This is a genomic window from Kurthia sp. 11kri321, from assembly GCF_001534765.1.
Classification (GTDB): Bacteria; Bacillota; Bacilli; order Bacillales_A; family Planococcaceae; genus Kurthia; species Kurthia gibsonii.
Window position 1 is genome coordinate 67,501 of record NZ_CP013217.1, and the last position, 24,115, is coordinate 91,615.

Annotated in this window: 17 protein-coding genes and 7 tRNA genes; 22 read left to right on the plus strand and 2 right to left on the minus strand. The window is 34.6% G+C overall.

All coding sequences use genetic code 11. The annotated features are described in order from the left end of the window. Positions 1-332 precede the first annotated feature (332 nt). The 21 genes from ASO14_RS00390 (at position 333) to ASO14_RS00490 (ending at position 20,887) form a co-directional block, all read left to right on the plus strand. Positions 333-409: transfer RNA gene (locus tag ASO14_RS00390), tRNA-Asn, on the plus strand. Positions 410-430: 21 nt separating this feature from the next. Continuing rightward, positions 431-503 (plus strand) — tRNA-Thr (locus ASO14_RS00395). Between the two features lie 96 nt (positions 504-599). Continuing rightward, positions 600-674 (plus strand) — tRNA-Glu (locus ASO14_RS00400). A 10-nt stretch (positions 675-684) separates the two neighbouring features. Beyond that, positions 685-760 (plus strand) — tRNA-Val (locus ASO14_RS00405). Positions 761-774: 14 nt separating this feature from the next. Continuing rightward, positions 775-858 (plus strand) — tRNA-Tyr (locus ASO14_RS00410). Between the two features lie 26 nt (positions 859-884). Next, positions 885-959, plus strand: a tRNA-Gln gene (locus ASO14_RS00415). A gap of 16 nt (positions 960-975) precedes the next feature. Then, a tRNA-Lys gene (locus tag ASO14_RS00420) sits at positions 976-1,048 on the plus strand. A gap of 199 nt (positions 1,049-1,247) precedes the next feature. Then, the gene (gene rocF, locus ASO14_RS00425) at positions 1,248-2,150 is read left to right on the plus strand and encodes an arginase (protein WP_068450192.1); all 903 of its coding nucleotides are present in this window, start codon (positions 1,248-1,250) and stop codon (positions 2,148-2,150) included. Between the two features lie 116 nt (positions 2,151-2,266). Beyond that, entirely contained in the window at positions 2,267-2,830 is a 564-nt protein-coding gene (gene sigW / locus ASO14_RS00430) for an RNA polymerase sigma factor SigW (protein ID WP_068450194.1), read from the plus strand. An 11-nt stretch (positions 2,831-2,841) separates the two neighbouring features. Then, positions 2,842-3,450: a zf-HC2 domain-containing protein gene (locus ASO14_RS00435; RefSeq protein ID WP_068450196.1), complete on the plus strand. Its 609-nt coding sequence runs from the start codon at positions 2,842-2,844 to the stop codon at positions 3,448-3,450. A 163-nt stretch (positions 3,451-3,613) separates the two neighbouring features. Continuing rightward, the gene (cdaA, locus tag ASO14_RS00440) at positions 3,614-4,453 is read left to right on the plus strand and encodes a diadenylate cyclase CdaA (protein WP_068450197.1); all 840 of its coding nucleotides are present in this window, start codon (positions 3,614-3,616) and stop codon (positions 4,451-4,453) included. Continuing rightward, positions 4,453-5,751, plus strand: coding sequence for a CdaR family protein (locus ASO14_RS00445; protein ID WP_068450199.1), 1,299 nt, complete (start codon positions 4,453-4,455; stop codon positions 5,749-5,751). Before cdaA ends, ASO14_RS00445 begins: the two co-directional genes overlap by 1 nt. Positions 5,752-5,790: 39 nt before the next feature. Then, positions 5,791-7,143, plus strand: coding sequence for a phosphoglucosamine mutase (gene glmM, locus ASO14_RS00450; protein ID WP_068450202.1), 1,353 nt, complete (start codon positions 5,791-5,793; stop codon positions 7,141-7,143). 463 nt (positions 7,144-7,606) lie between these two features. After that, positions 7,607-9,397 carry a glutamine--fructose-6-phosphate transaminase (isomerizing) gene (gene glmS / locus ASO14_RS00455; protein WP_068450204.1) on the plus strand — a complete coding sequence of 597 codons (1,791 nt, stop codon included), beginning with the start codon at positions 7,607-7,609 and terminating at the stop codon, positions 9,395-9,397. Positions 9,398-9,568: 171 nt separating this feature from the next. Next, positions 9,569-11,089 carry a class I SAM-dependent DNA methyltransferase gene (locus ASO14_RS00460; protein ID WP_068450206.1) on the plus strand — a complete coding sequence of 507 codons (1,521 nt, stop codon included), beginning with the start codon at positions 9,569-9,571 and terminating at the stop codon, positions 11,087-11,089. Beyond that, positions 11,079-12,341, plus strand: a complete 1,263-nt coding sequence (locus ASO14_RS00465) for a restriction endonuclease subunit S (RefSeq protein WP_068450208.1) — start codon at positions 11,079-11,081, stop codon at positions 12,339-12,341. The genes ASO14_RS00460 and ASO14_RS00465 overlap by 11 nt, the downstream gene beginning before the upstream one ends. 3 nt (positions 12,342-12,344) lie before the next feature. Beyond that, a complete protein-coding gene (locus ASO14_RS00470; protein ID WP_068450210.1) occupies positions 12,345-15,455 on the plus strand; it encodes a type I restriction endonuclease subunit R in 3,111 nt (1,036 codons plus the stop codon). A gap of 73 nt (positions 15,456-15,528) precedes the next feature. After that, a complete protein-coding gene (locus ASO14_RS00475; protein ID WP_068450212.1) occupies positions 15,529-17,727 on the plus strand; it encodes an AAA family ATPase in 2,199 nt (732 codons plus the stop codon). 34 nt (positions 17,728-17,761) lie between these two features. Then, positions 17,762-19,090 (plus strand): hypothetical protein, encoded by a 1,329-nt coding sequence (locus ASO14_RS00480; protein WP_068450214.1) that lies wholly within the window; start codon positions 17,762-17,764, stop codon positions 19,088-19,090. Positions 19,091-19,636: 546 nt separating this feature from the next. Continuing rightward, positions 19,637-19,975 (plus strand): hypothetical protein, encoded by a 339-nt coding sequence (locus ASO14_RS00485; protein WP_068450216.1) that lies wholly within the window; start codon positions 19,637-19,639, stop codon positions 19,973-19,975. 351 nt (positions 19,976-20,326) lie between these two features. Next, positions 20,327-20,887 (plus strand): DJ-1/PfpI family protein, encoded by a 561-nt coding sequence (locus ASO14_RS00490; protein ID WP_068450218.1) that lies wholly within the window; start codon positions 20,327-20,329, stop codon positions 20,885-20,887. Positions 20,888-22,534: 1,647 nt separating this feature from the next. Here ASO14_RS00490 and ASO14_RS00500 read toward each other — a convergent pair. After that, positions 22,535-23,284, minus strand: a complete 750-nt coding sequence (locus ASO14_RS00500; RefSeq protein ID WP_068450220.1) for a hypothetical protein — start codon at positions 23,282-23,284, stop codon at positions 22,535-22,537. Between the two features lie 111 nt (positions 23,285-23,395). Between ASO14_RS00500 and ASO14_RS14900 the strand changes: the two genes are divergently transcribed. After that, positions 23,396-23,566 (plus strand): hypothetical protein, encoded by a 171-nt coding sequence (locus ASO14_RS14900; RefSeq protein ID WP_156422314.1) that lies wholly within the window; start codon positions 23,396-23,398, stop codon positions 23,564-23,566. 308 nt (positions 23,567-23,874) lie between these two features. On the opposite strand, the gene ASO14_RS00505 is transcribed toward ASO14_RS14900, so the two are convergent. Further along, entirely contained in the window at positions 23,875-24,102 is a 228-nt protein-coding gene (locus tag ASO14_RS00505; RefSeq protein WP_156422315.1) for a hypothetical protein, read from the minus strand. Positions 24,103-24,115 lie beyond the last annotated feature (13 nt).

Consider the following 24,115-nt stretch of genomic DNA (forward strand, 5'->3'; position numbering starts at 1 on the left):
CTTGAAAGAATCTACAGTAGATGATCCCTTTTAAGCTAGTTAAAAAGCTGCTCTACAAGCTCGTACAGTCTTTTATAGTAATATATAGAATGAGGTTATTTTAAGCTATATAATACGTTTTAAAACACGTTATAAACTATTGTGAGATAAAAACCTATTTAGGTATGTAAACGTAAAACAAAACGCCATAATGGCTTCAAAATACTTAGATAAACGAATGAAATCAGAAAATAAAAAGTTTTAAAATTTATTTAAAAAGCTATTGCATTTACTTTATATTTTGTTATAATAATAATTGTGTTAGAGATAGCACAACAAAATAATAGTGTTGTTCCGTTGTAGCTCAGTTGGTAGTAGCATCTGACTGTTAATCAGAGGGTCGCAGGTTCGAGTCCTGCCAACGGAGCCATTTTTTATGTTTAAAAGCTATGCTTCCATAGCTCAGCAGGTAGAGTGCTTCCATGGTAAGGAAGAGGTCACCGGTTCGAGCCCGGTTGGAAGCTTACGAAAACTTAAAAATTATTTTCGAAAAACACTTGCAATAACATCATAAACATGATATTATAATTCTTGTCTTGTTAAGAAAGACTTAAATTGATGGCCCCTTGGTCAAGCGGTTAAGACACCGCCCTTTCACGGCGGTAACACGGGTTCGAATCCCGTAGGGGTCACCATTCATATTTCGGAGGATTAGCTCAGCTGGGAGAGCACCTGCCTTACAAGCAGGGGGTCGGCGGTTCGATCCCGTCATCCTCCACCATATTGTTTTTTGTCGGAGGGGTAGCGAAGTGGCTAAACGCGGCGGACTGTAAATCCGCTCCTTCGGGTTCGGCAGTTCGAATCTGCCCCCCTCCACCATTTAATTTAAATATCATTTCCATTGTTGGGGTATAGCCAAGCGGTAAGGCAACGGATTTTGATTCCGTCATGCCCTGGTTCGAATCCAGGTACCCCAGCCATTTTTGTTTTTATAATGAGTCATTAGCTCAGTTGGTAGAGCATCTGACTTTTAATCAGAGGGTCGCAGGTTCGAATCCTGCATGACTCATCCATTATGATTGCATCCATCTCACGTTGTTGAGATGGTTTTTTTTTTGCGAAAAAATGAAAAACAAAGATAGGGTTTTCATTTAGAAAATCTATTCTTTAAATAGCTATTTTTGAATAATTATGCGAATTCATGTGCAGTTGAACCATTTACATAAAAATGTTTACAATAGAAACAACTAACAAAGGGGGTTGTTTTAATGGAAACATTAAATATTTCAATGATTGGTGTGCCAATCGATTTTGGTCAAATGCGTAGAGGTGTAGATATGGGACCGAGTGCTATTCGTTATGCAGGTGCTGTAGAGCGTTTAGAGGCATTAGGACATGAAGTTGTAGATGAAGGGGATATCTACGTGCCAAACGCAGCCAAACTAGAAGTACATCCGAAATTGCGTAATTTAGGCGCAGTTGTAGAAGCATGTACAAAATTAGCAGAACAAGTTGCGACAGCAGTTGAACATAAAAAATTCCCACTTGTATTAGGTGGTGATCATAGTATTGCGATTGGAACATTAGCAGGTCTTGCGCAGCATTATAAAAATCTAGGTGTGATTTGGTATGATGCGCATGCGGATATGAATACAGCTGAAACATCACCATCAGGAAATATTCATGGTATGCCGCTTGCAGTAGCAATGGGACTAGGACATGAAAAGCTAACGCATATTGGCGGGGAGCAGCCGAAGATTGATCCGAAAAATTTAGTAATTATTGGTGCACGTTCGGTAGATGAAGGAGAGCGCGAACTAATTAAAGAAAAGGGCATTAAAGTATATTCAATGCATGAGATTGACCGTTTAGGAATGGCGGCTGTTATGGAAGATGCACTTGCTTATCTACGTTCTCGTGAAATTGATGGTTTGCATTTATCTTTAGATTTAGATGGTTTAGATCCAATGTATACGCCAGGTGTGGGGACACCAGTACCAGGAGGGATTACATATCGCGAGAGTCACTTAGCGATGGAGATGCTGCAAGAGTCGAACCTGTTAACATCAGCTGAATTTGTAGAAGTGAATCCTGTTTTAGATACGAAGAATGCAACAGCAAATGTAGCTGTAGGCTTAATGGGTTCGCTATTAGGTGAATCACTGGTATAGTTTGAAAAGTCATAACCCCCTTCTTCATGTTACAATAATATACGTACTCGATTTTTGAAACTATATGATGGAATAAAACGTATATCAAGTACAGTTTAGTTGGAAGGAACATCACAATGGACACGTTAATACACAAACGAATAAAGCAGGTGCTGAAGGGCGATCAAAATGCGTATTCTGACATTGTGAACTCTTACCAGCAGAGTCTTTATCACGTATGCTATCGTATTGTTGGGAATCAACAAGAAGCTGAAGATATCGCACAGGAAGCATTTGTGCGCGCATATATAAATTTGCATACATTTGATCCGAAGCGAAAATTTTCAACATGGTTGTTTCGTATTGCGACGAATCTCTGTATTGACCGTTTGCGAAAGAAGAAACCGGACTATTACTTAGATGCCGAAGTACCGGGAACTGAAGGACTAGATATGTATTCGCAAATTGCGTCAGAAGAACGTCTACCAGACGAAGAAGTAGAACGTATGGAGTTAAAAGAACGTATTCATTACGAAATTGGTCGATTGCCAGAAAAATATCGTACGGTCGTTATTTTAAAGTATATTGAGGAGTTACCGCTGCAAGAGATTAGCGATATTCTCGAAATACCACTAGGTACTGTGAAAACACGTGTACACAGAGGGCGAGAAGCGTTACGTAAGCAGTTAGGTGACGTGTAGGGGGAAGCATGATGCACACATGTCCAAAAGAGATTGTCCACTATATGCATGAGCGTTTAGATGGAGAAATTAGTTCTGAGCATGATCGAGTGCTTACTGAACATTTACAGACATGTCCGGATTGTCAACGACATATGGATGAATTAAATCGTGTCGTTTACTTAGTGGGAACATTACAAGCGATGCCTGTACCAGCAGGATTTACAGAGCGCGTTATGTTCCGATTACCAAAGCCAAAATTAAAGTCCGGTGTGCAGCGATGGTTGAGAAGGCATCCGATTCTTGTCGCAGCCGCACTGTTCATGATTTTAATGAGTGCTTCTTTATTATCAGGATACAATGACCGCTCAGCATTTTCTGTAACAGAACATCCGGGGATGATTGTTGAAGGAGATCGCGTGACTGTACCGGCAGGACAAACGGTAAAAGGGGATATCGTTGTCACAAATGGTGATTTAGTCATTGATGGTAAGGTAGAAGGGGATGTCACCGTTATTAACGGTAAGTACATGGCTTCTACTGCAAATGTAACAGGCCAGATTGAAGAAATTGATGATACATTTGAATGGTTATGGTACACCATCAAAGACGGCACAAAAAAGCTATTCACATTCGAATAACTAAAGGGGACGGAAACTTGCAGCTGCATTTTTCCGTCCTTTTGAATATCAGGCTATATGATAAGTAAATTCTATCCTTTTTTGGCTTGAAAAAGGCGAGGACGGGGTATGTTATGCTATACTTATTACCATACGTACGCGCTAGAAAAGTGGGGGATTCCACATGACATTTATTAATGAAATAACGAATTTAACAGAGAATCAACTAGTAAGGACATTTCTAAATATTTTAGACATCTTACTTGTTTGGTTCGTCATTTATAAAATACTTACATTAATTAAGGGCACAAAAGCTGTTCAATTATTAAAAGGTATTTTCGTCATTATTATTATTCGAATTATAACAGAATATTTAGGGCTTACAACGTTAGGCTGGATGACAAATCAAGTAATCGATTATGGTTTTTTAGCAATTATTATTATCTTCCAACCTGAACTTCGTCGAGCGCTAGAGCAGTTAGGGCGCGGAAAGCTCTTTGCTCGAAGTGGTATGCAGGAAGAGGAGGAACGTGATCGTTTAATTAGTGCGATGACAAAATCAATTAGCTATATGGCGAAGCGTCGTATTGGTGCATTGATTTCAATTGAAAAAGATACGGGTTTGAATGATTACATTGAAACAGGTATTCAGATGAACTCAGATATTTCTTCAGAATTACTGATTAATGTATTCATTCCAAATACACCATTACATGATGGTGCAGTTATTATTCAAAAGAATCGTATTGCAGCGGCAGCGTGTTATTTACCGCTATCAGAGAGTCCATTCATTTCAAAAGAATTAGGAACAAGGCACCGCGCAGCAATCGGAATTAGTGAAGTAACAGATGCAGTAACTGTCATTGTTTCAGAAGAGACAGGTGGCATTAGTTTAACAGTGAACGGTGAATTACATCGTGACCTTTCAATGGAGGAGTTTGAACAACGTTTGCGTAATGCTTGGTTCGGTGATACGACAGAGAAAAATACAACACGTTGGTCATGGAAAGGGGGCAAAAAATAGTGAATAAATTTATTGATAACCCCTGGATGCTTCGTATTACAGCTTTAGCTCTAGCTATTCTAATGTTTTTTAGTGTGAGACCGAGCGGTAATACGATTGATTCGACGAACTCTGGTATTAAAGAAGAAGTTTTGCGTGATGTGCCTGTTGAATTACGATACGATGATAATAACTTTGTTGTCACAGGCGTACCACAGACTGTTGATGTTAAAATTAGCGGTCCTGTAGGCATTGTTATCACAACGAAAACAGGTCGTAATATTAAAGTGGTTGCGAATATCAAAGATCAGCCTTCGGGAACGCATGTCGTTAAGTTTGAACCTGAAGGATTCTCTGATAAACTAGCTGTAGAAGTCGAACCGAAAACAGCAAAAGTAAATGTAGAAGAACGTATTACAAAAGATGTGAAAGTGGAACCTGAAATTAATGAAGGGCAGCTTGCAGATACAAAATACGTGAAAAACATGACAACAGAGCCAGAAACGGTAACTGTATCTGGTGCAAAGAGTGCGATTGATCGCATTACGTATGTAAAAGCTACAGTCTCAGCGAGTAAAGATGCAGATAAGACATTCGAAAAGGTAGCGGGAATTAAAATCTTTGACCGCAATATGAATATTTTAAATGTTGACGTAGAGCCAAAAACCGTTAAAGTAAAAGTTGAGTTATCTGAGTATAATAAAGAAGTGCCACTCGTTGTAAACCAAAAAGGAAAACCGGCAAAAGGTTATACAGTTGATGGTGTAACCCCTAAATCTGATAAAGTACTTGTATATGGTTCACGTGGTAATTTAGAAAAAATACAACAGGTTGTTGTAAATGCAGATGTAGAAGGTTTGAAAAAGACGACAACTGTTAAAGGAACACTCGAAAAACCTACAGGTGTAGCAGATTTATCATTTGCAGCAGTTGATGTACGCGTAAAAGTATCAAAAGAAAATGAGACGAGCGCGAAAAACAAAAATGAAACAGATACAGCGAAAAAAGATGAAGAAGATACTGCAACGGAAGACGTCGAAAAAACATTTAAAAATATAAATGTGAAGTTGCAAGGCATGAACATTACAGATTATAGTGCAGAATTTATTACACCATCATCAGGGCAAATTAATGTGATAGCAAAAGGCGCTTCTAAATTAATTTCAGCTCTGACGACAGCAGATATTCAAGCATTTGCTGATGCAAGTAAAATTGATGATGGGATACAAGAGCTACCAATCCAAGTAAAGAGTTCAGAAGGTATAGAATTGACTCCGTCGTTAGATCAAATAAAAGTTCGTTTTACGAAACAAGACTAACGTATATGAGGAATGGTTTTGAAGGAGAGAAAAAATCAAATGGGTAAATATTTTGGTACAGACGGCGTACGTGGCGTCGCTAATAGTGAGCTAACTCCTGAGTTAGCATTTAAATTAGGTCGCTTTGGAGGATATGTCTTAACAAAAGACGCAACAGAACGTCCAAAGGTATTAATTGGTCGCGATACGCGTATTTCAGGTGAGATGTTAGAAGGTGCATTGGTAGCAGGGCTAATCTCAATTGGTGCTGAGGTTATGCGTTTGGGCGTTATTAGTACACCTGGCGTTGCTTATTTAACACGCGCAATGAGTGGAAATGCAGGTGTTATGATTTCAGCATCACACAATCCTGTAGAAGATAATGGGATTAAATTCTTCGGTCCAGATGGTTTTAAATTATCAGATGAACAAGAAGCGGAAATCGAAGCGCTTTTAGATCAAGATGAAGATACACTACCTCGTCCCACAGGTGCTGATTTAGGGTCTGTAAGTGACTACTTTGAAGGTGGACTTAAATATATCCAATACTTAAAACAAACAGTAGATGAAGATTTCTCAAATATTCATATTGCTTTTGACTGTGCACATGGTGCAACGTCATCACTTGCGACACATTTATATGCTGATCTAGAAGCCGATCTATCATCAATGGGTGCTTCACCAAACGGTTTAAATATTAATGATGGCGTAGGTTCAACACATCCAGAAGCATTAGCTGAATTCGTACTTGAAAAGGGTGCTGATGTCGGTTTAGCGTTCGATGGTGATGGAGACCGTCTAATTGCAGTCGATGAAAAAGGACAGATTGTAGATGGCGATCAAATTATGTATATCTGTGCAAAATATCATCATGCAAAAGGTCGTTTAAATAAGAATACAGTGGTTTCAACTGTGATGAGTAACATGGGCTTCTACAAAGCACTTGAAGCAGAAGGAATCGAGAGTATTCAAACACAAGTTGGAGACCGTTACGTTGTAGAAGCGATGCGTGAAGGTGGCTACAATGTCGGCGGTGAGCAATCTGGTCATATCGTATTCCTTGATTACAATACGACAGGTGATGGCTTATTAACAGGCTTACAACTAGTGAATACAATGAAGATGACAGGTAAGCGTCTATCAGAATTAGCAGCTGAAATGACAATCTTCCCTCAAAAATTAATCAATGTACGTGTAACAGATAAGCATGCTGTGACACAAAATGAAAAAGTAGCTGAAACAATCGCAGCTGTAGAAGCGGAAATGAATGGTGATGGACGTGTATTAGTACGTGCATCAGGCACAGAACCACTTGTACGTGTAATGGTCGAAGCTTCAACGAAAGAACAATGTGATGCATATTGTGAACGCATTGCAGCAGTTGTAAAAGAAGAAATGGGTTTAGCTGAATAACATCATTCAAAAGACAGTGTTGGAAATAAGCCGACACTGTCTTTTTTCGTGTTTATTTCCTGGGAAATTGGGAATATTATATAAATAAAATGATATTTGTATGTTTTAAATTGACGTATATTCTTTTACCGTTTATGATATAGTTCTGATAATTTGCTGAGGAGGATTGTGTAGAAGCGTAAATCGGAAAAACAGTTATAGCGCCAGTACTGAAGAAATCGGACGACAAGTATCTTCAGTAGACGAGGTGGAGGAGTATCGAAAGTTTCGGCGGATGCCTCCCGGTCGACAGCCCGATCGTAAGTTCATCTTTAAAATAGTGAAGTGATTCATTAGACAAAGAGATGAAATGGCAAATCATAGAGAGACAGAGAAACTGTTCGTAAGGGAATTTCTATGCGAACTTTCATTGCTATGGACTTTTTCTCTTTTCATAATTTGCAAAATATCGGAGGAATTAAATATGTGTGGAATCGTAGGTTATATTGGTCAACTAGATGCAAAGGAAATTTTGTTGAAGGGACTAGAAAAATTAGAGTATCGTGGTTATGACTCAGCGGGTATTGCAGTAGAGAATGCAGCGGGTGTACAGGTATTCAAAGAAAAAGGACGTATTGCAGATTTACGTGATGTCGTGGACATGACAGTAGATGCAACAACAGGAATTGGACATACACGCTGGGCGACACATGGTGTACCGAACTATGTGAATGCACACCCACATCAAAGTGCTTCAAAACGTTTTACATTAGTACACAATGGTGTGATTGAAAACTATCATTTATTACAAGATGAATATTTACAAGGTGTGACAATGACGAGTGATACGGATTCAGAAGTCATTGCGCAATTAATTGAACACTTTTCAAATGAAGGTATGACAACAGCAGAAGCTTTCCGTAAAACACTAACATTAGTAGAAGGTTCTTATGCGTTAGCTTTATTAGATGCAGAAGAAGCAGATGTCATTTATGTAGCGAAAAAAGGTAGCCCACTATTAGTAGGTGTTGGCGAACAGTTCAATGTTGTGGCATCAGATGCTATGGCGATGTTACACGTAACAGATCAATTTATTGAATTACATGATAAAGAAATGGTGATTGTGACAGCAGATTCAATTCAAATCCAAAAGTTAGATGGAACCGTTGTAGAACGCGCACCATATAAAGCAGAACTTGATTTGAGCGATATCGACAAAGGCACGTACCCACACTACATGTTAAAAGAGATGGATGAACAACCAGCAGTCGTTCGTCGCATTACACAGAAGTATGAAAATGAAGCAGGTCAATTAACGATTGACCCAGCAATTCAACAAGCGATTAAAGAAGCAGATCGTCTATATATTATTGCTGCAGGTACGAGCTACCACGCAGGATTAATCGGTAAACAGTACTTTGAAAAGCTTGCCAAAATCCCTGTAGAAGTGCATATTGCAAGTGAGTTTGGCTATAACATGCCATTACTATCGAAAAAACCATTATTCATCTTCATCTCACAATCAGGTGAAACAGCAGATAGCCGCCAAGTATTAGTGAAGGTGAAAGAATTAGGTTATCAAGCATTAACGATGACGAATGCACCAGGCTCAACATTATCACGTGAAGCCGACTACACATTATTATTACATGCAGGTCCAGAAATCGCAGTAGCGTCAACAAAAGCCTATGTAGCACAAGTTGCAGTATTAGCGATTACAGCGTATGTTGTGGCAGACCAACCAGAAATCGAATTGAAGAAAGAATTAGGTATTGCGGCGAATGCGATTCAATCAATTATTGATCGCAAAGAAGAATTTGCTAAACTAGCAGAATCATTCCTAGCAACAACACGTAACGCATTCTTCATCGGACGTGGCATGGATTACTACGTGAGTATGGAAGGCGCACTAAAATTAAAAGAGATTTCGTATATTCAAGCAGAAGGATTTGCTGGCGGTGAATTGAAGCATGGTACGATTGCTTTAATCGAAGACGGCACACCTGTCATTGCACTTGCGACGCAAAAAGAAGTCGCACTAAACTTACGCGGTAACGTGAAGGAAGTCGTAGCACGCGGTGCAAACCCATGCATCATCTCAATGGAAGGCATGGCAGAAGCAAACGATGCCATCACAATCCCGCACGTACACCCATTACTATCACCACTAGCAGCAGTTGTCCCAGTACAATTAATCAGCTACTATGCAGCCCTACAACGCGGCTGTGACGTGGATAAACCACGTAACCTAGCGAAAAGTGTGACAGTGGAGTAAGAATATTTTTAACCCCTATAAATGAAGTAAACTCACTTCATTCATAGGGGTTTTGTCATATATTTAATAAATCAAACTACTTTTATACAATAATTTGTAAATGGTCATTGTATTTATAAATTAACTGATATAATAGGTATATAGATTTAGCAGATAGTAGGAGGAAACAACATGGCGACAGCAAACTTAGGTTTTGAAGAAAATTTATGGAAGATGGCAGATAAATTACGAGGATCAATGGATTCTGGTGAATATAAAAATGTTGTATTAGGTTTATTATTTTTAAAATATGTGTCTGATGCATTTGAAGAAAAATATATAGAATTAAAAGAAGATGAATGGGCAGACGAAGAAGACCGCGATGAATATATTGCGGAGAATATTTTCTTTGTACCAAAAGAAGCACGTTGGTCATTCATTAAAGACAATGCGAAGAAACCAGAAGTAGGTCAATTAATTGATGCTGCAATGGTTGCAATTGAAAAAGAAAATCCATCATTAGTGGGGGTATTACCTAAGTCATTTGCACGCCCTGAATTAGATAAAACACGTCTTGGCGAAACAATCGACTTATTCTCATTCAAAGTCGGTGATGAAGAGAGCCGTGAAAAAGATGTTATCGGTCGTGTTTACGAATATTTCTTAAGTAACTTTGCAAGCGCAGAGGGCAAGAATGGTGGCGAGTTCTACACACCATCTTCAGTCGTTCGCTTACTAGTTGAAATGCTAGAACCATACAAAGGCCGTGTATATGACCCTGCATGTGGCTCTGGTGGTATGTTTGTACAATCATCTAAATTCATTAAAGAACATCAAGGTCGTATTGATAACCTGTCTGTATATGGTCAAGAGTCTAATCCAACGACATGGAAACTTTGTAAAATGAACTTAGCAATTCGTGGGATTGATGCAAACTTAGGCCCACATCACGCAGATACATTTTTAAATGATCTACATAAAGGCTTAAAAGCTGACTACATTATGGCAAATCCACCGTTCAATATTAAAGATTGGGGTGGCGATAAGCTTAAAGATGATGTGCGCTGGCAATACGGTATTCCACCAGAAGGAAATGCTAACTATGCATGGATTCAACATATGATTTCTAAACTTGCTCCAGCAGGTACAGCAGGTTTCGTTTTAGCAAACGGTTCTATGTCTTCTAATTCAGGTGGCGAAGGTGAAATTCGTAAAAAGCTGATTGAAAATGATTTAGTGGAATGTGTCGTTACATTACCAGGACAATTATTCTACTCAACACCGATTCCAGTTTGTATTTGGTTTGTATCAAAAAGCAAAGCAAAAACTGGTAAACGTGACCGTGACCAAAAAATCTTATTTATTGATGCACGTAATGAAGGGCATATGGCTGACCGTACACATAAAGAATTTAGTGATGAAGACATCCAAAGAATCGCAGAGAGATTCCATGCATGGCGCGGTACAAATGAAATTAAATACACAGATGAAGCAGGATTTTGTAAAGAAGTAGCGATTGAAGAAGTACGCGAAAATGATCATATTTTAACGCCTGGACGCTATGTTGGTTTAGCAGATGAAGAAGAGGACGGCGAACCATTTGAAGAAAAAATGGCACGTTTAACAAATGAGTTATCTGAGCAATTTGCGAAATCGAAGGAATTAGAAGAACAGATTCGTAAAGCGTTAGGTGGTATTGGGTATGGAATTTAGCATAACGAAAATTGAAGAAATAGCTAATGTAAAAGGCGGTAAAAGATTACCAAAGGGAGAAAGTTTAATAACTAGTCCAACTGACCATCCATACATCCGACTTGTTGATATAGAAAATAATCAAGTAAATGAAAGAGATTTACAATATTTAACTTCGAGTGTTTATCAAAAAATCTCAAAATATATTGTAGAAGAAGATAATGTCTGTTTAGCAGTTGTTGGACATACAATTGGATTGGTTTTTTATATTAACTCGAATATGCATGGAGCAAACCTTACTGAAAATGCTGTTAGATTAATAATTGATAAAAAACAAGCAAATCCACGTTTTATATACTATTATTTAAATTCCGAGAAAGGACAAGCTAAAATTCTTTCTAGAAAAGTTGGATCGGCGCAGGGGAAATTACCTTTATACAATATAAAAAGCTTAGAGATACCATTACCATCCTTAAAATCTCAAAATAAAATAGTATCAATACTTAAATATTTAGACGAGAAAATAGATACTAATTATTTGATGATAAATAATTTAGAACAAATCTCTCAAACCCTTTTCAAACATTGGTTCATCGACTTCGAATTTCCAAATGAAGAAGGAAAACCGTACAAATCAAGTGGTGGAGAAATGGTGGAAAGTGAGTTAGGGGAGATACCTAAAGGGTGGAGTGTAAAATATCTTTCTGAAAATGTAGATTTTTTAAGTGGTGGTACCCCTAAAACAAAAGAAGAAAGCTATTGGCATGGAACTATTCCATTTTTTACACCAAAAGATGCAAAAAATAATCTTTATACAACTACTACAGAGAAATCAATCACTGATTTGGGATTAGAAAAATGTAATAGTAAATTATATCCTAAGAATACCTTATTTATCACAGCTCGTGGTACAGTAGGCAAACTAGCTTTGGCTAATAGACCTATGGCAATGAATCAATCTTGTTTTGCATTAAAACATAAAGATGATAAACAATTTTATTTATATAATATTGTAGATAATTTAGTTAAAGAAATTATTTTAGGAGCTAATGGTGCAGTATTTAATGCAATAAATTTGAATGATTTGAAACGATTAAAATATGCTTATTCGAATGAACAAGTAATAGCAAACTTCGAAAATACAGTTAGTAGATTTTACGAAAAAATGAGTTTGTTAGAAGAAGAAAATATCAATTTACAACAACTCCGTGACACGCTCCTCCCAAAACTACTATCAGGTGAAATCGAAATACCTGATGATTTGGAGGTGTAAGACATGTTTAAATACAATGAATCCGAGCTAGAGGTAGCAACACTTGAATGGTTAGAAGAACTAGGGTATGAAATTATTGAAGGTCCAGATATTGCACCGGATGGCGAGAATTCAGAGCGTGATAGTTTTCAAGATGTTGTATTGGTTGATCGTTTGCGTGAGGCTTTACGCAAGATTAATCCAACCCTTGCTGTAAAAATCATTGAAGAAGCTGTTCAAAAGATCATCGCCAATGCCTCACCAAATCTAACGCTAAACAACAAACAATTTCACAAACTTGCAACGGATGGTATTGAGATACAAGTACAAGGAGAAGATGGTTATAATCCGACTGTTTCTGTCTATGTGTTTGATTTTGAAAATCCACAAAACAATGATTTTATGGCAGTTAATCAGTTTACGATTATTGAAGGACAATCTAATAAGCGTCCAGATGTCATCGTTTTTGTAAATGGTTTACCTGTTGTTGTGATGGAACTTAAAAATGCGACGAATGAAGATGTTGATATTTCAGATGCATACAATCAAATCCAAACGTATAAACAAGCGATTCCAACATTATTCCGTTACAATGCTTTCTTAATTACGAGTGATGGTATTAATGCACGTGTAGGTTCTCTTACTGCGAATGAAGAACGCTTTATGAAATGGCGTACGGTTGACGGCACTTCATTAGCAAGCCCTGCTGAACCTCAACTTGAAGTCATGATTAATGGCATGTTAGAACCTCGTCGATTACTGGATATTATTCAAAACTTTATTTTATTCCAATCAGATGGTGAAAACACATTCAAAATTTTAGCTGCTTATCACCAATACCATGCAGTGAATAAAGCAGTTGAAAAAGCACAAGTAGCAACTGCGGAAGATGGTGATCATAAGATTGGTGTCGTTTGGCATACACAAGGTTCTGGTAAAAGTTTATCGATGGTGTTCTATGCCGGTAAGTTAATTAAAACAATGAATAATCCAACTTTAGTCGTTTTAACAGACCGTAACGATTTAGATGATCAGCTGTATAAAACATTCTCAATGTCGAAGGATATTTTACGCCAATCACCGAGCCAAGCACAGTCTAGTGAATCTTTACGTGAATTATTAAATGTAGAATCAGGAGGCATCATCTTTACGACACTACAAAAATTCTCACCTGATGAAGAAACAGGTGAAATGCCATGTCTAACCAATCGTACAAATGTTATTGTCATGGCAGATGAAGCCCATCGTTCACAATATGGATTCGGTGCAGCGTTATCACAACAAAAAGATCACGAAGGTGAAGTGAAGTATGGCTATGCGAAATATGTTCGTGATGCATTGCCGAATGCTTCATTTATCGGATTTACAGGGACACCAGTAGAATCAACAGACCGCAATACACCAGCAGTATTTGGTGAATACATTGATGTCTATGATATGTCACAGGCTGTAGAAGATGGTGCGACAGTTAAGATTTTTTATGAGTCACGTGTTATTCCTCTAGAGTTACCAGAGGGATTAGCGATTGATGAAGATTATGAAGATATTACAGAAGATCAAGAACTATCAATAAAGGAAAAGCTAAAGTCAAAATGGTCACGTTTAGAAGCAATCGCTGGTGCAAGTTCACGCGTTGAAAAAATGGCACAGGATGTAGTTCATCACTATGAAGAACGTGAAAAAGGAATGTTCGGTAAATCGATGATTGTCGTCATGTCACGTCGTATCGCGATTGATTTATATAAAGAAATCATTAAACTTCGCCCAGATTGGCATTCAGATGATGACGACAAAGGTGCTATTAAAATTGTAATGACAGGTTCATCGAGTGATCCTGCAGAATGGCAACCGTTTATCGGTAATAAAAAACGTCGTGAATTTTTAGCGCGTCGCATGAAAGACAATGATGATCCATTAAAAATCGTTATTGTACGAGATATGTGGCTAACAGGGTTTGACGTACCTGCGATGAATACGATGTACATTGATAAGCCGATGAAAGGTCATAACTTAATGCAGGCAATTGCACGCGTAAACCGTGTATTTAAAGATAAACCAGGTGGCTTAGTTGTTGATTACATTGGGATTGCCGATAATTTAAAACAAGCATTGAAGCAATATACAGATAGTGACCGCGAAACAGCTGGTGTTGATACAGCACTTGCCGTAGATGTCATGTTAGAAAAACATCAGCTTATTTTAGAAATGTTACATGGTCATGATTACTCAGGTTTTAAATCCGAAAAATCATCACAACGCATTAAAGCAATTGTGAATACGATGGATTATATTATTGGTTTAGGTGAGGAAGAGAAGAAACGATTCCTTGATACCGTTACAGAGTTATCGAAAGCCTACGCGCTATGTGCCACAACACAAGAAGCTGAAGAATTAAATGATGAGATTGGTTTCTTTAAAGCTGTAAAAGCAAGTATCGTGAAAACAATCGGTGATGGCAGTAAAAAGAAAACAGCAACACAAATGGATGCACAAATTAATCAATTGATTTCAAAATCAGTTATCTCGGAAGATGTCATTGATATTTATAAAGAGCTTGGACTAGAGAATCCAGATATTTCGATTTTATCTGATCAATTTTTAGAGGATGTTCGAGCATTACCACAAAAGAATTTGGCAGTGGAGTTATTGAATCGTTTACTGAATGGTAAAGTACGCAGTGTACAACGTAGTAACTTAATTCAAGCCCGCAAGTTCTCTGAAATGCTAGCGAACTCGCTGAATAAATATAATAAGCGCACGATTGAAACCTCAAAAGTTATCGAGGAATTAATTGAGTTAGCTAAAGAGATGGACGACGCCTATAAACGTGGCGAAGAAAATGGCATGGTTAAAGAAGAAATCGCCTTTTATGATGCTTTAGCTTCACACGATACAGCTGAACAAGTTCTAGGTGACGATACATTGAAAATTATTGCACATGAATTAACTCAGTCCATCAAAGAGAATATGAGTATTGATTGGAACTTACGAGAATCAGCACGTGCAAAAATGCGTGTTATCGTACGGCGCTTACTGAAGAAATACGGTTACCCACCAGAAATCAGTAAACAAGCGGTAGAAACAGTAATTGAACAAGCAGAGCTAATGTCAGAGCAGTTGGCGTTGGAGTTATAAAATATTTAAGAGGATTCTAATATGTTTTGGAATCCTCTTATTTTTAAAAATCAAGAGAATAGGGGAAATCTATATGTTATCTAACATTTCTTTAAAAAATGTAGCTAGTTACAATGAAGTAGGCACAAAATTTGAAGATTTAAAGAAGGTCAATTTTATTTATGGTAATAACGGAACAGGTAAATCAACTCTATCTAGAGCTTTTCTTAATATAGATGATGTAGCTTATTCAGATTGCACTTATGAGGGAAATAGAATAGAAGAAAGCTTAGTCTATAATAAGAACTTTATCGATGATAATTTTAAATCTGATAATGATATTCCAGGAATATTTACTTTAGGTAAAGATCACGTAGACAAACAAATAGAGTTGGATGAAATTCAAAGAAATATAGAAAAAAATAAACAGGATAAAATTAAAGCTCAAGATAATCTAGAAATTACTAAGAGAAAAATAGATGAATCTAAAAAAAGTTTTATCGATTTAATATGGGATAAAAAAAGTGATAAAACAAATAGAATAAGTGAATTGTATCAAAGTGCATTTATAGGGTTACATGGAAGTAAGCAACGCTTTTATAATGAATACTGTAAACAAGTGCTTTCAAATAAATCAGAATTAATAGATATTGATGAGCTTTTTAAACGTGCGGAAGTAGTATTTTCTGAAGAACGAAGTGAGGTAAGCAAAATACCAGTTTTAGAAATAAGATATGAGCCGAATAGTACAATTTTCAATAAGTCAATTATCGGTAAAGAAGATTTAGAATATGCACACTTAGTTGAAAAATTAAATATACATACGTGGGTTCATGAAGGATATAAAACTATTCAAGAGAACAATTTAGATTATTGTCCTTTTTGTAGAAGTGAGTTAAAAGAAGAAATAACCAACTATCTTTCAGAATATTTTAATGAAAAATTTGAAAATGAAATAATAGAATTAAATAAAGAGATTATTAAATATAAAGAATATGCAAAAGATGTAATCACATATTTAGAGAGATTACAGACTTTAGATAATAAGTATCTTGAAAAAGGTATGGTTGAAAATATTTTATTAAAAATACAAGCCAAGAACGAGGAAAATTTAAAACATCTTTCTGAAAAAGAAAAAGCACCTTCAAATAAAATTGAATTAAAATTATTTGAAAATGAATTAGTAGAGTTAAGTGAACAAATAAATATCGATAATGAAAAAATAGAAATTCATAATAATACAATACAGAAATTAGCTGAGAAAAAAGAAAGACTAGTAAGAGATATTTGGAAAGTATTTTTAAATGCAACTGACGCTGAGTATAAAAGGTTTAATAGAGAGCTTAATCAGTTAAATGGAAAGATAAAGGGACTACAAAGCTCTGTTGAGCAAAAAAATGCATATATCATAAAAGACCAACAAATGTATGAGAAAATTAAAGCAAGTATATTTGGGATTTCATCTACAGTAATTGCAATTAATAAACAGTTACGTTTATACGGCTTTAAAAATTTTTCATTAAAAGCTGCGGAAGACGAAGGTAAGTATAAAATTGTGAGAGAAAATGGGGAAGATGCTAATAAAACTTTGAGTGAGGGAGAAAAAACATTCATTACTTTTCTTTATTATTACCACATTGTTAAAAGTGTAGAAAATAAAAAAATACTTTTTATTGATGATCCAATTTCTAGTTTGGATAGTACGATATTATATATTGTGTCCACTTTAGTTAAAGATTTAATTGAAAATAGTGATAAATATAAAATTGAACAATTATTTGTATCAACGCATAATACGTATTTTCTAAAAGAGATAACTTATAAAATAAGTAACTGTAGTTATTTTATTATAAGAAAAAATGCGAAAGATGGTTCATATGTGAAAAGGTACGAAAAAAATCCAATTACAACTTCATATGAGGCTTTATGGAAAGAACTGATAGAATTAAAAGATTCAAGTGCCAATATCATTCAAAATGTTATGAGAAGAATTTTAGAGAACTATTTTAAATTTCTTGGTGGGATTGAATTGGATAGTCTTATAAAATACTTTGACGAAGATGAAAAAATAATTGTATCTTCATTAATAAAATGGACACATGATGGATCGCATTATATACAAGAAGATTTATATATACAGCAACAATCAGAGATGAATGAAAAATATTTCAATATTTTTACTAAACTTTTTATCAAGAGCGGCAATGAAGGGCATTTAAAAATGATGCTTGATAAGTGTATTACAGAAGATATTGAAAATCCGTTTAAGCTATTAGAAAAACACAGTGCATGATTTAAAAATAACATATATATAAGGAAGATGTAGTATGGACTATTTATTTTTAGATGAAAAAGGAACACAAAACACAATAAAAGCTCTAGATGATAAAGAATTGTATAGTGATTCGCAGAAGATTCAATTAGGCACTGACAACATGAAAACTTTCGTTTCATCTGTTGTAAAAATATCTGGTGAGAATATAGAGGGATTAGAGAAAGAATATACAGTTGTTGAGCAAAATTATTTAAATGAACGGCAACAATCTCAGAAAATCATTGATGAAGTCAAAGGAGCTTTAATTTTAAAAAGAAACTTTGAATATGGTGCTGCTAGTATGAATAAAAAAGCAATTGCATTTTATAGTGAATTACTTGATCTTTTAAAGAAGTATCAAGTACAGCATCACCTCTTTGCAGTCAATAAAATTCCTCTCGCAATAGATAAAAGATTTAAAGATTGGATTTTATCTATTGCAGAAAAAACAAAACAACCTTTTGCAAATATAATACTTTATTCATTATCAAAGTATGCCTCAATTGAAGCCAGTGAAAAGGTGATAAAAGCTTTATTTAATAGAGAAGTTTCCGATGAAGAAGTATTAGGCTTAATCATTAATGATATTAAAGCTTTCATCCTAAAGTATGATAAACCAACACCAAATAGATTAACAATTCAAATCGCTAACTACAAATCTCTTTTAGAGATATTTAACCGTTTTAAAGATGTTTTAATAAGTAAATCTTATGAGGATTCTAAATTCATTACTTTTAATTGGAAGAAAGCAGTTTTTACTATTGATTTATGGTTAATAGAATTACAAATCGATAGAAGCAACCTTAAGTTAAGGCTAGATAATGGTATAGACAGCAAATATTTTGAAGAATTAAATTTACTAGAAGTCCAAGAGGGCCTAGATTCGAAAATGTATCCAGGGTTAAGGATTGCTGATGTTTTGGTTGTATTTATTGGTGGTTATATTTCTAAAATGTCTGGAAAAATAATGTATAACAAAGAACAACCTTTTGAGAGCCGATACTTGCCTATGGAATTTTTTCAATTGAAAAAAGAACAATTCGAATTACTTATAAAGCTTAAGGATTACTTATTTAATACAAGGTTACAATATAGTTATACAAATGATTTATATTTTGATGATACAGAAGTTTTCAAAACTTTTTTAGAATATCTTGGTACTTTCTCTTCTTTTGAAGAATTCAAAGCAATCAATTTTAATTCACATTCATTAGAACACTTTAAGATGCTGGCAGTTGTAGCTCAAAAGAAATATGAGGAGATGGTCCAAAATGAATTCTGCGCTATTAGTATTTCAGGAAGTTTAAAGAAAGCCATAACGAGTGGTTTGGTAAGACCGTAACGGAATTTTTGAATTAAGATTGATAGTTTATAAAAGGTAGACTAAAATATTTTAATTTCAGATTGCCTAGTTTCGGATTTTGGCTCAATTCTGAACGGACATATGGAAATAATCAATCTTTTTTATAAAAACTAAATCTGTTTAAATATGAAATCCATATATTTTGATCAATCTTTGTTCAAAATACATGGATTTCTTTTATTATAAAATCAACGTTTGTAGCAATATTTTAATCAAACTTTATTTCAAACCAACACAGACGTGCACAGTCTGCAGCGTTCTATTACGTATAATTACAATTCAGTAGCATATAATACATTCGCCAATTTCACAATTGTTAAAGAGCTTAATCTAGTCTTTGTGAGATGGAACGTGAAGAAAAGAGCTACAAGCCTTTAAATGATTGTCAGACACTTTGTTAAAGGGCGTTATCAGTAGTTATGGAATTGAAGCGATTTTGATTCCATAACATCGCATTGGGAACTATATTTAAAATGTGGGATACTGTTACAATTATCCAGTGAATGAATTCAGGGAGGGTTTTTAATGATTGAAGTTTGTGGTTGCCCTAGCTTAAAAAAAATTAAAGTTGAGGGAGATGTAGGAGCAGACGCATTATGGTGTGCAGTTTGTGGCTACAACCTTGATTTAGAAGAATTTAATTTTTCTAAACGTTTGAAAAGTGAATTAAATACGTGGATGAATGCCTATGGTGAATGGATAGATTGGGATAAAGACGCTTTAAAAGAAAATGCAAATGAGGAAATAATTGCTCATAATGAAATTGGTCAATCTTTAACAAAAGAAGTACAAAAAGAGTTAGTTGATTATGAAGTAATATTTAAACCAACAAGTTTATCTAATTTTTTTGATTTTAAAAAATAGTGTATACATACAATAAACGTTCCCAAATGCCACTTTGGGGATATATAAGTACAATCCTTTTTATGGTAATTTATAATTATCATAAAAAGGAGGAGGGATTTTTGATGAATACTACAAATACCAAATGGAACATCACCAAAATAAAAACGAGCTATTTTGTATTTTTTGGTGCCACAGTGGGTGCGATTGTTGGGCTAGCTGCTTATGTGAATAATTGGTTATAATCAATTGATTAAATATTTATAACGTATACAAAACAAACTTAATAAACGTTCCCAAATCAAATTTAGGGAATGTTGTTATACAATTACTAGAGCAGATTGTTATAAAAAAACTTGGAGGAATAAACCGTTGAAAGCATTATTTTTTCTGTATGAAGGGTATGTTGATTGGGAAATTAGTATTTTATCCTATATTTTAAATGTAACTGGTGTAGAAATTAATACTACTGCATTAAATGATGAAGTCACTCATAAAGGGGCGTTCAAGGTCAAATTAGATATTAATATCGAGGCATGTAATCCAAACAACTATGATGCTTTAATCATACCTGGTGGGGAACCTGACCCGTTTATTAAGGATGAACGGGTATTGAATCTTGTTAGAGAGTTCGATGACCAAGGTAAAGTGATTTCAGCGATTTGTGGAGGGACTACCTTTCTAGCAGCAGCAGGCGTTTTACGAGAAAGGAAATATTCCACTTCTATTGACGATGACTTGGCTTACAAGCATTATTTCAATGAAGCATTCAAGAGTGAAACCGATGTAACCGTGTGTGAAAATTTAATTACAGCCGAAGGAAATGCTTATGTTGAATTTGCGGTCGCAGTTGGAAAAAGGTTGGGGATTTTTAAAGACAGGGAAGATGAATTAGAAACCGTATTGTTCTTTAAAAATCAATTAAGAGGATAAAAATTTTAAAAGGATTCATAACGGGGTAGCGTCAGATTTCCGCAGATTTACAACGATAAGGAGTTTTAATAACGTTGGTTAGTAAGATTTTGTTTTTGAGCAATGTTTTGAAACAAATTATCCTCAAAATATAGCCACTTTTAGCAGCATTACTAGGTTGTATCAAAATCCGTCGTTTATAGGACAGTTATTCCTTATCTTTGTTATATCAAGTAGTTTAAAGTAACTATAAGGGCTTAACGTTGTAAATCCGCATTTTTATGACGGGACCCCTATAAGCTGCTGGGTTGTATGTGTACGTGATTGTTTTTGTCATAGTTTTCTCTCCCTCAAGAACGAAAAAAGCACGTTTGTATCGTGATTTACGATACAAACGTGCTTTTTTGGCTTCATCACAGTAATAAGTCCTTGAAAAGTTCCGTAAAACTTTATAGAATGGAAGTATCAAATTTAAGTGTTTCAGCACTTAAAGAGATACAAACTTATAATGTAAATGAAGCAACTATTACAAGTTAGTACCGTATGTCAGAGATACGGGAAAGCGATATAGAAAGTGCTACCAACACTTCTATGTCACGTAAGGTTGCTTTTTTTACGTTCAAATATGTTGTGAAAATCATAGCATTTTTGTAAGAAAAGTACAAACCCCTTTTTAAAGAATAAATTCTTTACTAAAAAATCAGCACTTAAATGCGAAATAAATATACGTTATAATAAGTATTTACGACTTTATTAAATAGGAGAGTTAGAAAAATGTTTACTGTTTTATGGTATAGCGCTATTATTACGTGCATCGTATGTTTTATTCCATTTCTATTTTTTAATTGGAATTCAAATAAAATTTATAACAAGCTAGTATATGGGTTACTACTAATAAATTATGTTTTGTTGATTTTCACAAATTTATTCTACGAATTTAATATAATTAAATCTCTTAATATAATTCTATTACTAATATTTTCATTCGCAATCTATAAATGGAATAAAAATTTAGGGTATTCTGAGAAAGTGATTAAATGGATAGTAGTGATTTTTATTTTAATGTTGGCAAAAATGATATTAAACATTTATGAAGAATGATGTATACACATTCGTTACGTGAGTTGCTACTATATTAGCTCATATCTTAAATAAATATTCATACTTTTTAGTTTGAAAAAATAAAAAAGCGAAGTCGAATAATTAATTGACTTTGCTTTTTTGATGCGTAAGCCCGTAATGGGGTCTCGTCAGAAAAATGCGGATTTACAACGTTAAGGGATTTTTTCTGACGGGACCCCATATACTTCTATTATCCAATTATCAACCTCATCTTCTAACTCATCATTGGAATCTAACATTATTTTATCTTTAGTATTTAAGTTCATTTTGAAAAAGAAAATTTGCGAGAAGACTTACTAAAACATATTTCATATTTTGGATGGATCATATCAATGTCCTTTGGAAATCCACCTTTGATATAAAAAAATAGCCGAAGACTTAGCGTATGTTTTTCCCTTGGACTGTATTTATAGAAAGTAGGTGGAAAACATATTGAATATGATAAAGATGAAGTACAAAAAAGAGCTTACTTGTAGTAAGTAAGCTCTTTTTGATAGAAGTTATGCATGATGTTGATAGAAATTGAGATTTTTCTTCTATTTAAAATTACCATTTCGATACTCTAGTTTTGTTATAAATAGGTGTTTCCTTCTTCTTATATGATTTTTTTGAAGACCAAATTTTGGTTTGAACATTTAGTCCTTTGCTATTGTAATAAGTTTTAACTTGATAATATTGACCCGCTACTTTTGGAGGAAACCCTTTTACAACACCTAACCCTGATCCTGTATAAGTCATCAACCATCCTGATGCTGCTGCTGTAGTTATTTTTCCACCAGGAAAGAGTTTTATTGCATAACCTATACCTGTTACATAAATATATTCTGATATTGCGGAAGATTTAGTGATTTCAAATCTTTTTATTGTAGTACCTGTAGGATAATTAAATACATTTTTTAGAAATTTTGATGTTGAATATCTGCCAGCCGACAATTTAAATTGAACTTGTTGCGTGCCTATCACTTTTAATTTAGGCTTTGGAATAGTCATACTATAGGTTCCTTTTTTATTCTTAATTGCCTTATAGTAGTTATGGTGGCTTCCAATTCTATATTTTGAAGGCCATGAATATCCTGCTGAAATATTTACAGATGTTATTGAATGCCCTGGAGAAAAACCTTTTTTTACTTTATACTTAATTGTAATAGTTCCATCTTTATTTTTTGTGACAGATTTTGCTGTAACATATTGATCTATAACAGGGTTATTGTCAGCACTTGCTTTATTAGGAATAAATATAATGCTAGATATAAAAACTAGGTTGACTATCATTATTAAACTAATAATTTTTTTCATTAAAACCACTCCTTTTTACATACTTTACATTAAAAACCATGTAAAATTAATAAATAAAAGGAAAACAAGAATTTATATCTATAATTTTTATAAAAGGAGGTCTAATGAACTGTGAACAAAAAAGTAAAATATACCTTTTTTATAATAGGTATTATTATGATTTTTGTAGGATTACCTTATTTAATGGGTTATACCACAAACAATCTAATTAAGTACTCTTTATATTTAGGCCCAATAATTGCTATCCTTTTTATTCCTATTCCCCAAAAAAGAAAAGAATAATAAAGCATATATTCTGAATCGACTAGGGGGCTTATAAGAAAAGGCATTGTTATAGAAGATACCATCAGTGTAAAATATCGATTGAAATTTTCTCCTTTTTATGATTTTATCTATTTATTTTTGTAACACAAATGTAATATTTCGAATAATTTCTCGCAAAAGTAGAAAAGTAGAAATTTCCACTTAGCAAATTTATAAAAAAGACATTGAAGTTATCAAAAAAATCGTGGTTAAATAGATTAGCATCTAATACTTCTTAGATTGCAATAGATTCCGGTTGATAATCATATTCTTTTTGAACAATAACCCTAACTTTCTCTACATCTAGCTGCATATTCCCATAACACCCCTTTACACGAAATAGCCAATCTTTTCCATGCAAAAAAGTAGCCGTAATTGGTTACTTTTTTTTTCGTTTTTTTCATTTTTGCGTCAGCAAATTTTGCTTTTAACGGTCTGAAAAAATTTGGCTCATCGGTACGATCCGCCAAATTTTTGTGCCAGGGATTTTTGATTTTCGCACGCATCATGAACATGATGTGTAAGTGC

Coding starts and splice junctions, on each gene's coding strand:
- ASO14_RS00480 (WP_068450214.1), top strand. CDS start 17,762: ATGGACTATTTATTTTTAGATGAAAAAGGAACACAAAACACAATAAAA.
- ASO14_RS00470 (WP_068450210.1), top strand. CDS start 12,345: ATGTTTAAATACAATGAATCCGAGCTAGAGGTAGCAACACTTGAATGG.
- ASO14_RS00485 (WP_068450216.1), top strand. CDS start 19,637: ATGATTGAAGTTTGTGGTTGCCCTAGCTTAAAAAAAATTAAAGTTGAG.
- sigW (WP_068450194.1), top strand. CDS start 2,267: ATGGACACGTTAATACACAAACGAATAAAGCAGGTGCTGAAGGGCGAT.
- ASO14_RS00500 (WP_068450220.1), bottom strand. CDS start 23,284: ATGAAAAAAATTATTAGTTTAATAATGATAGTCAACCTAGTTTTTATA.
- ASO14_RS00465 (WP_068450208.1), top strand. CDS start 11,079: ATGGAATTTAGCATAACGAAAATTGAAGAAATAGCTAATGTAAAAGGC.
- ASO14_RS00475 (WP_068450212.1), top strand. CDS start 15,529: ATGTTATCTAACATTTCTTTAAAAAATGTAGCTAGTTACAATGAAGTA.
- cdaA (WP_068450197.1), top strand. CDS start 3,614: ATGACATTTATTAATGAAATAACGAATTTAACAGAGAATCAACTAGTA.
- rocF (WP_068450192.1), top strand. CDS start 1,248: ATGGAAACATTAAATATTTCAATGATTGGTGTGCCAATCGATTTTGGT.
- glmM (WP_068450202.1), top strand. CDS start 5,791: ATGGGTAAATATTTTGGTACAGACGGCGTACGTGGCGTCGCTAATAGT.
- ASO14_RS00435 (WP_068450196.1), top strand. CDS start 2,842: ATGCACACATGTCCAAAAGAGATTGTCCACTATATGCATGAGCGTTTA.
- glmS (WP_068450204.1), top strand. CDS start 7,607: ATGTGTGGAATCGTAGGTTATATTGGTCAACTAGATGCAAAGGAAATT.
- ASO14_RS00505 (WP_156422315.1), bottom strand. CDS start 24,102: ATGTTCATGATGCGTGCGAAAATCAAAAATCCCTGGCACAAAAATTTG.
- ASO14_RS00460 (WP_068450206.1), top strand. CDS start 9,569: ATGGCGACAGCAAACTTAGGTTTTGAAGAAAATTTATGGAAGATGGCA.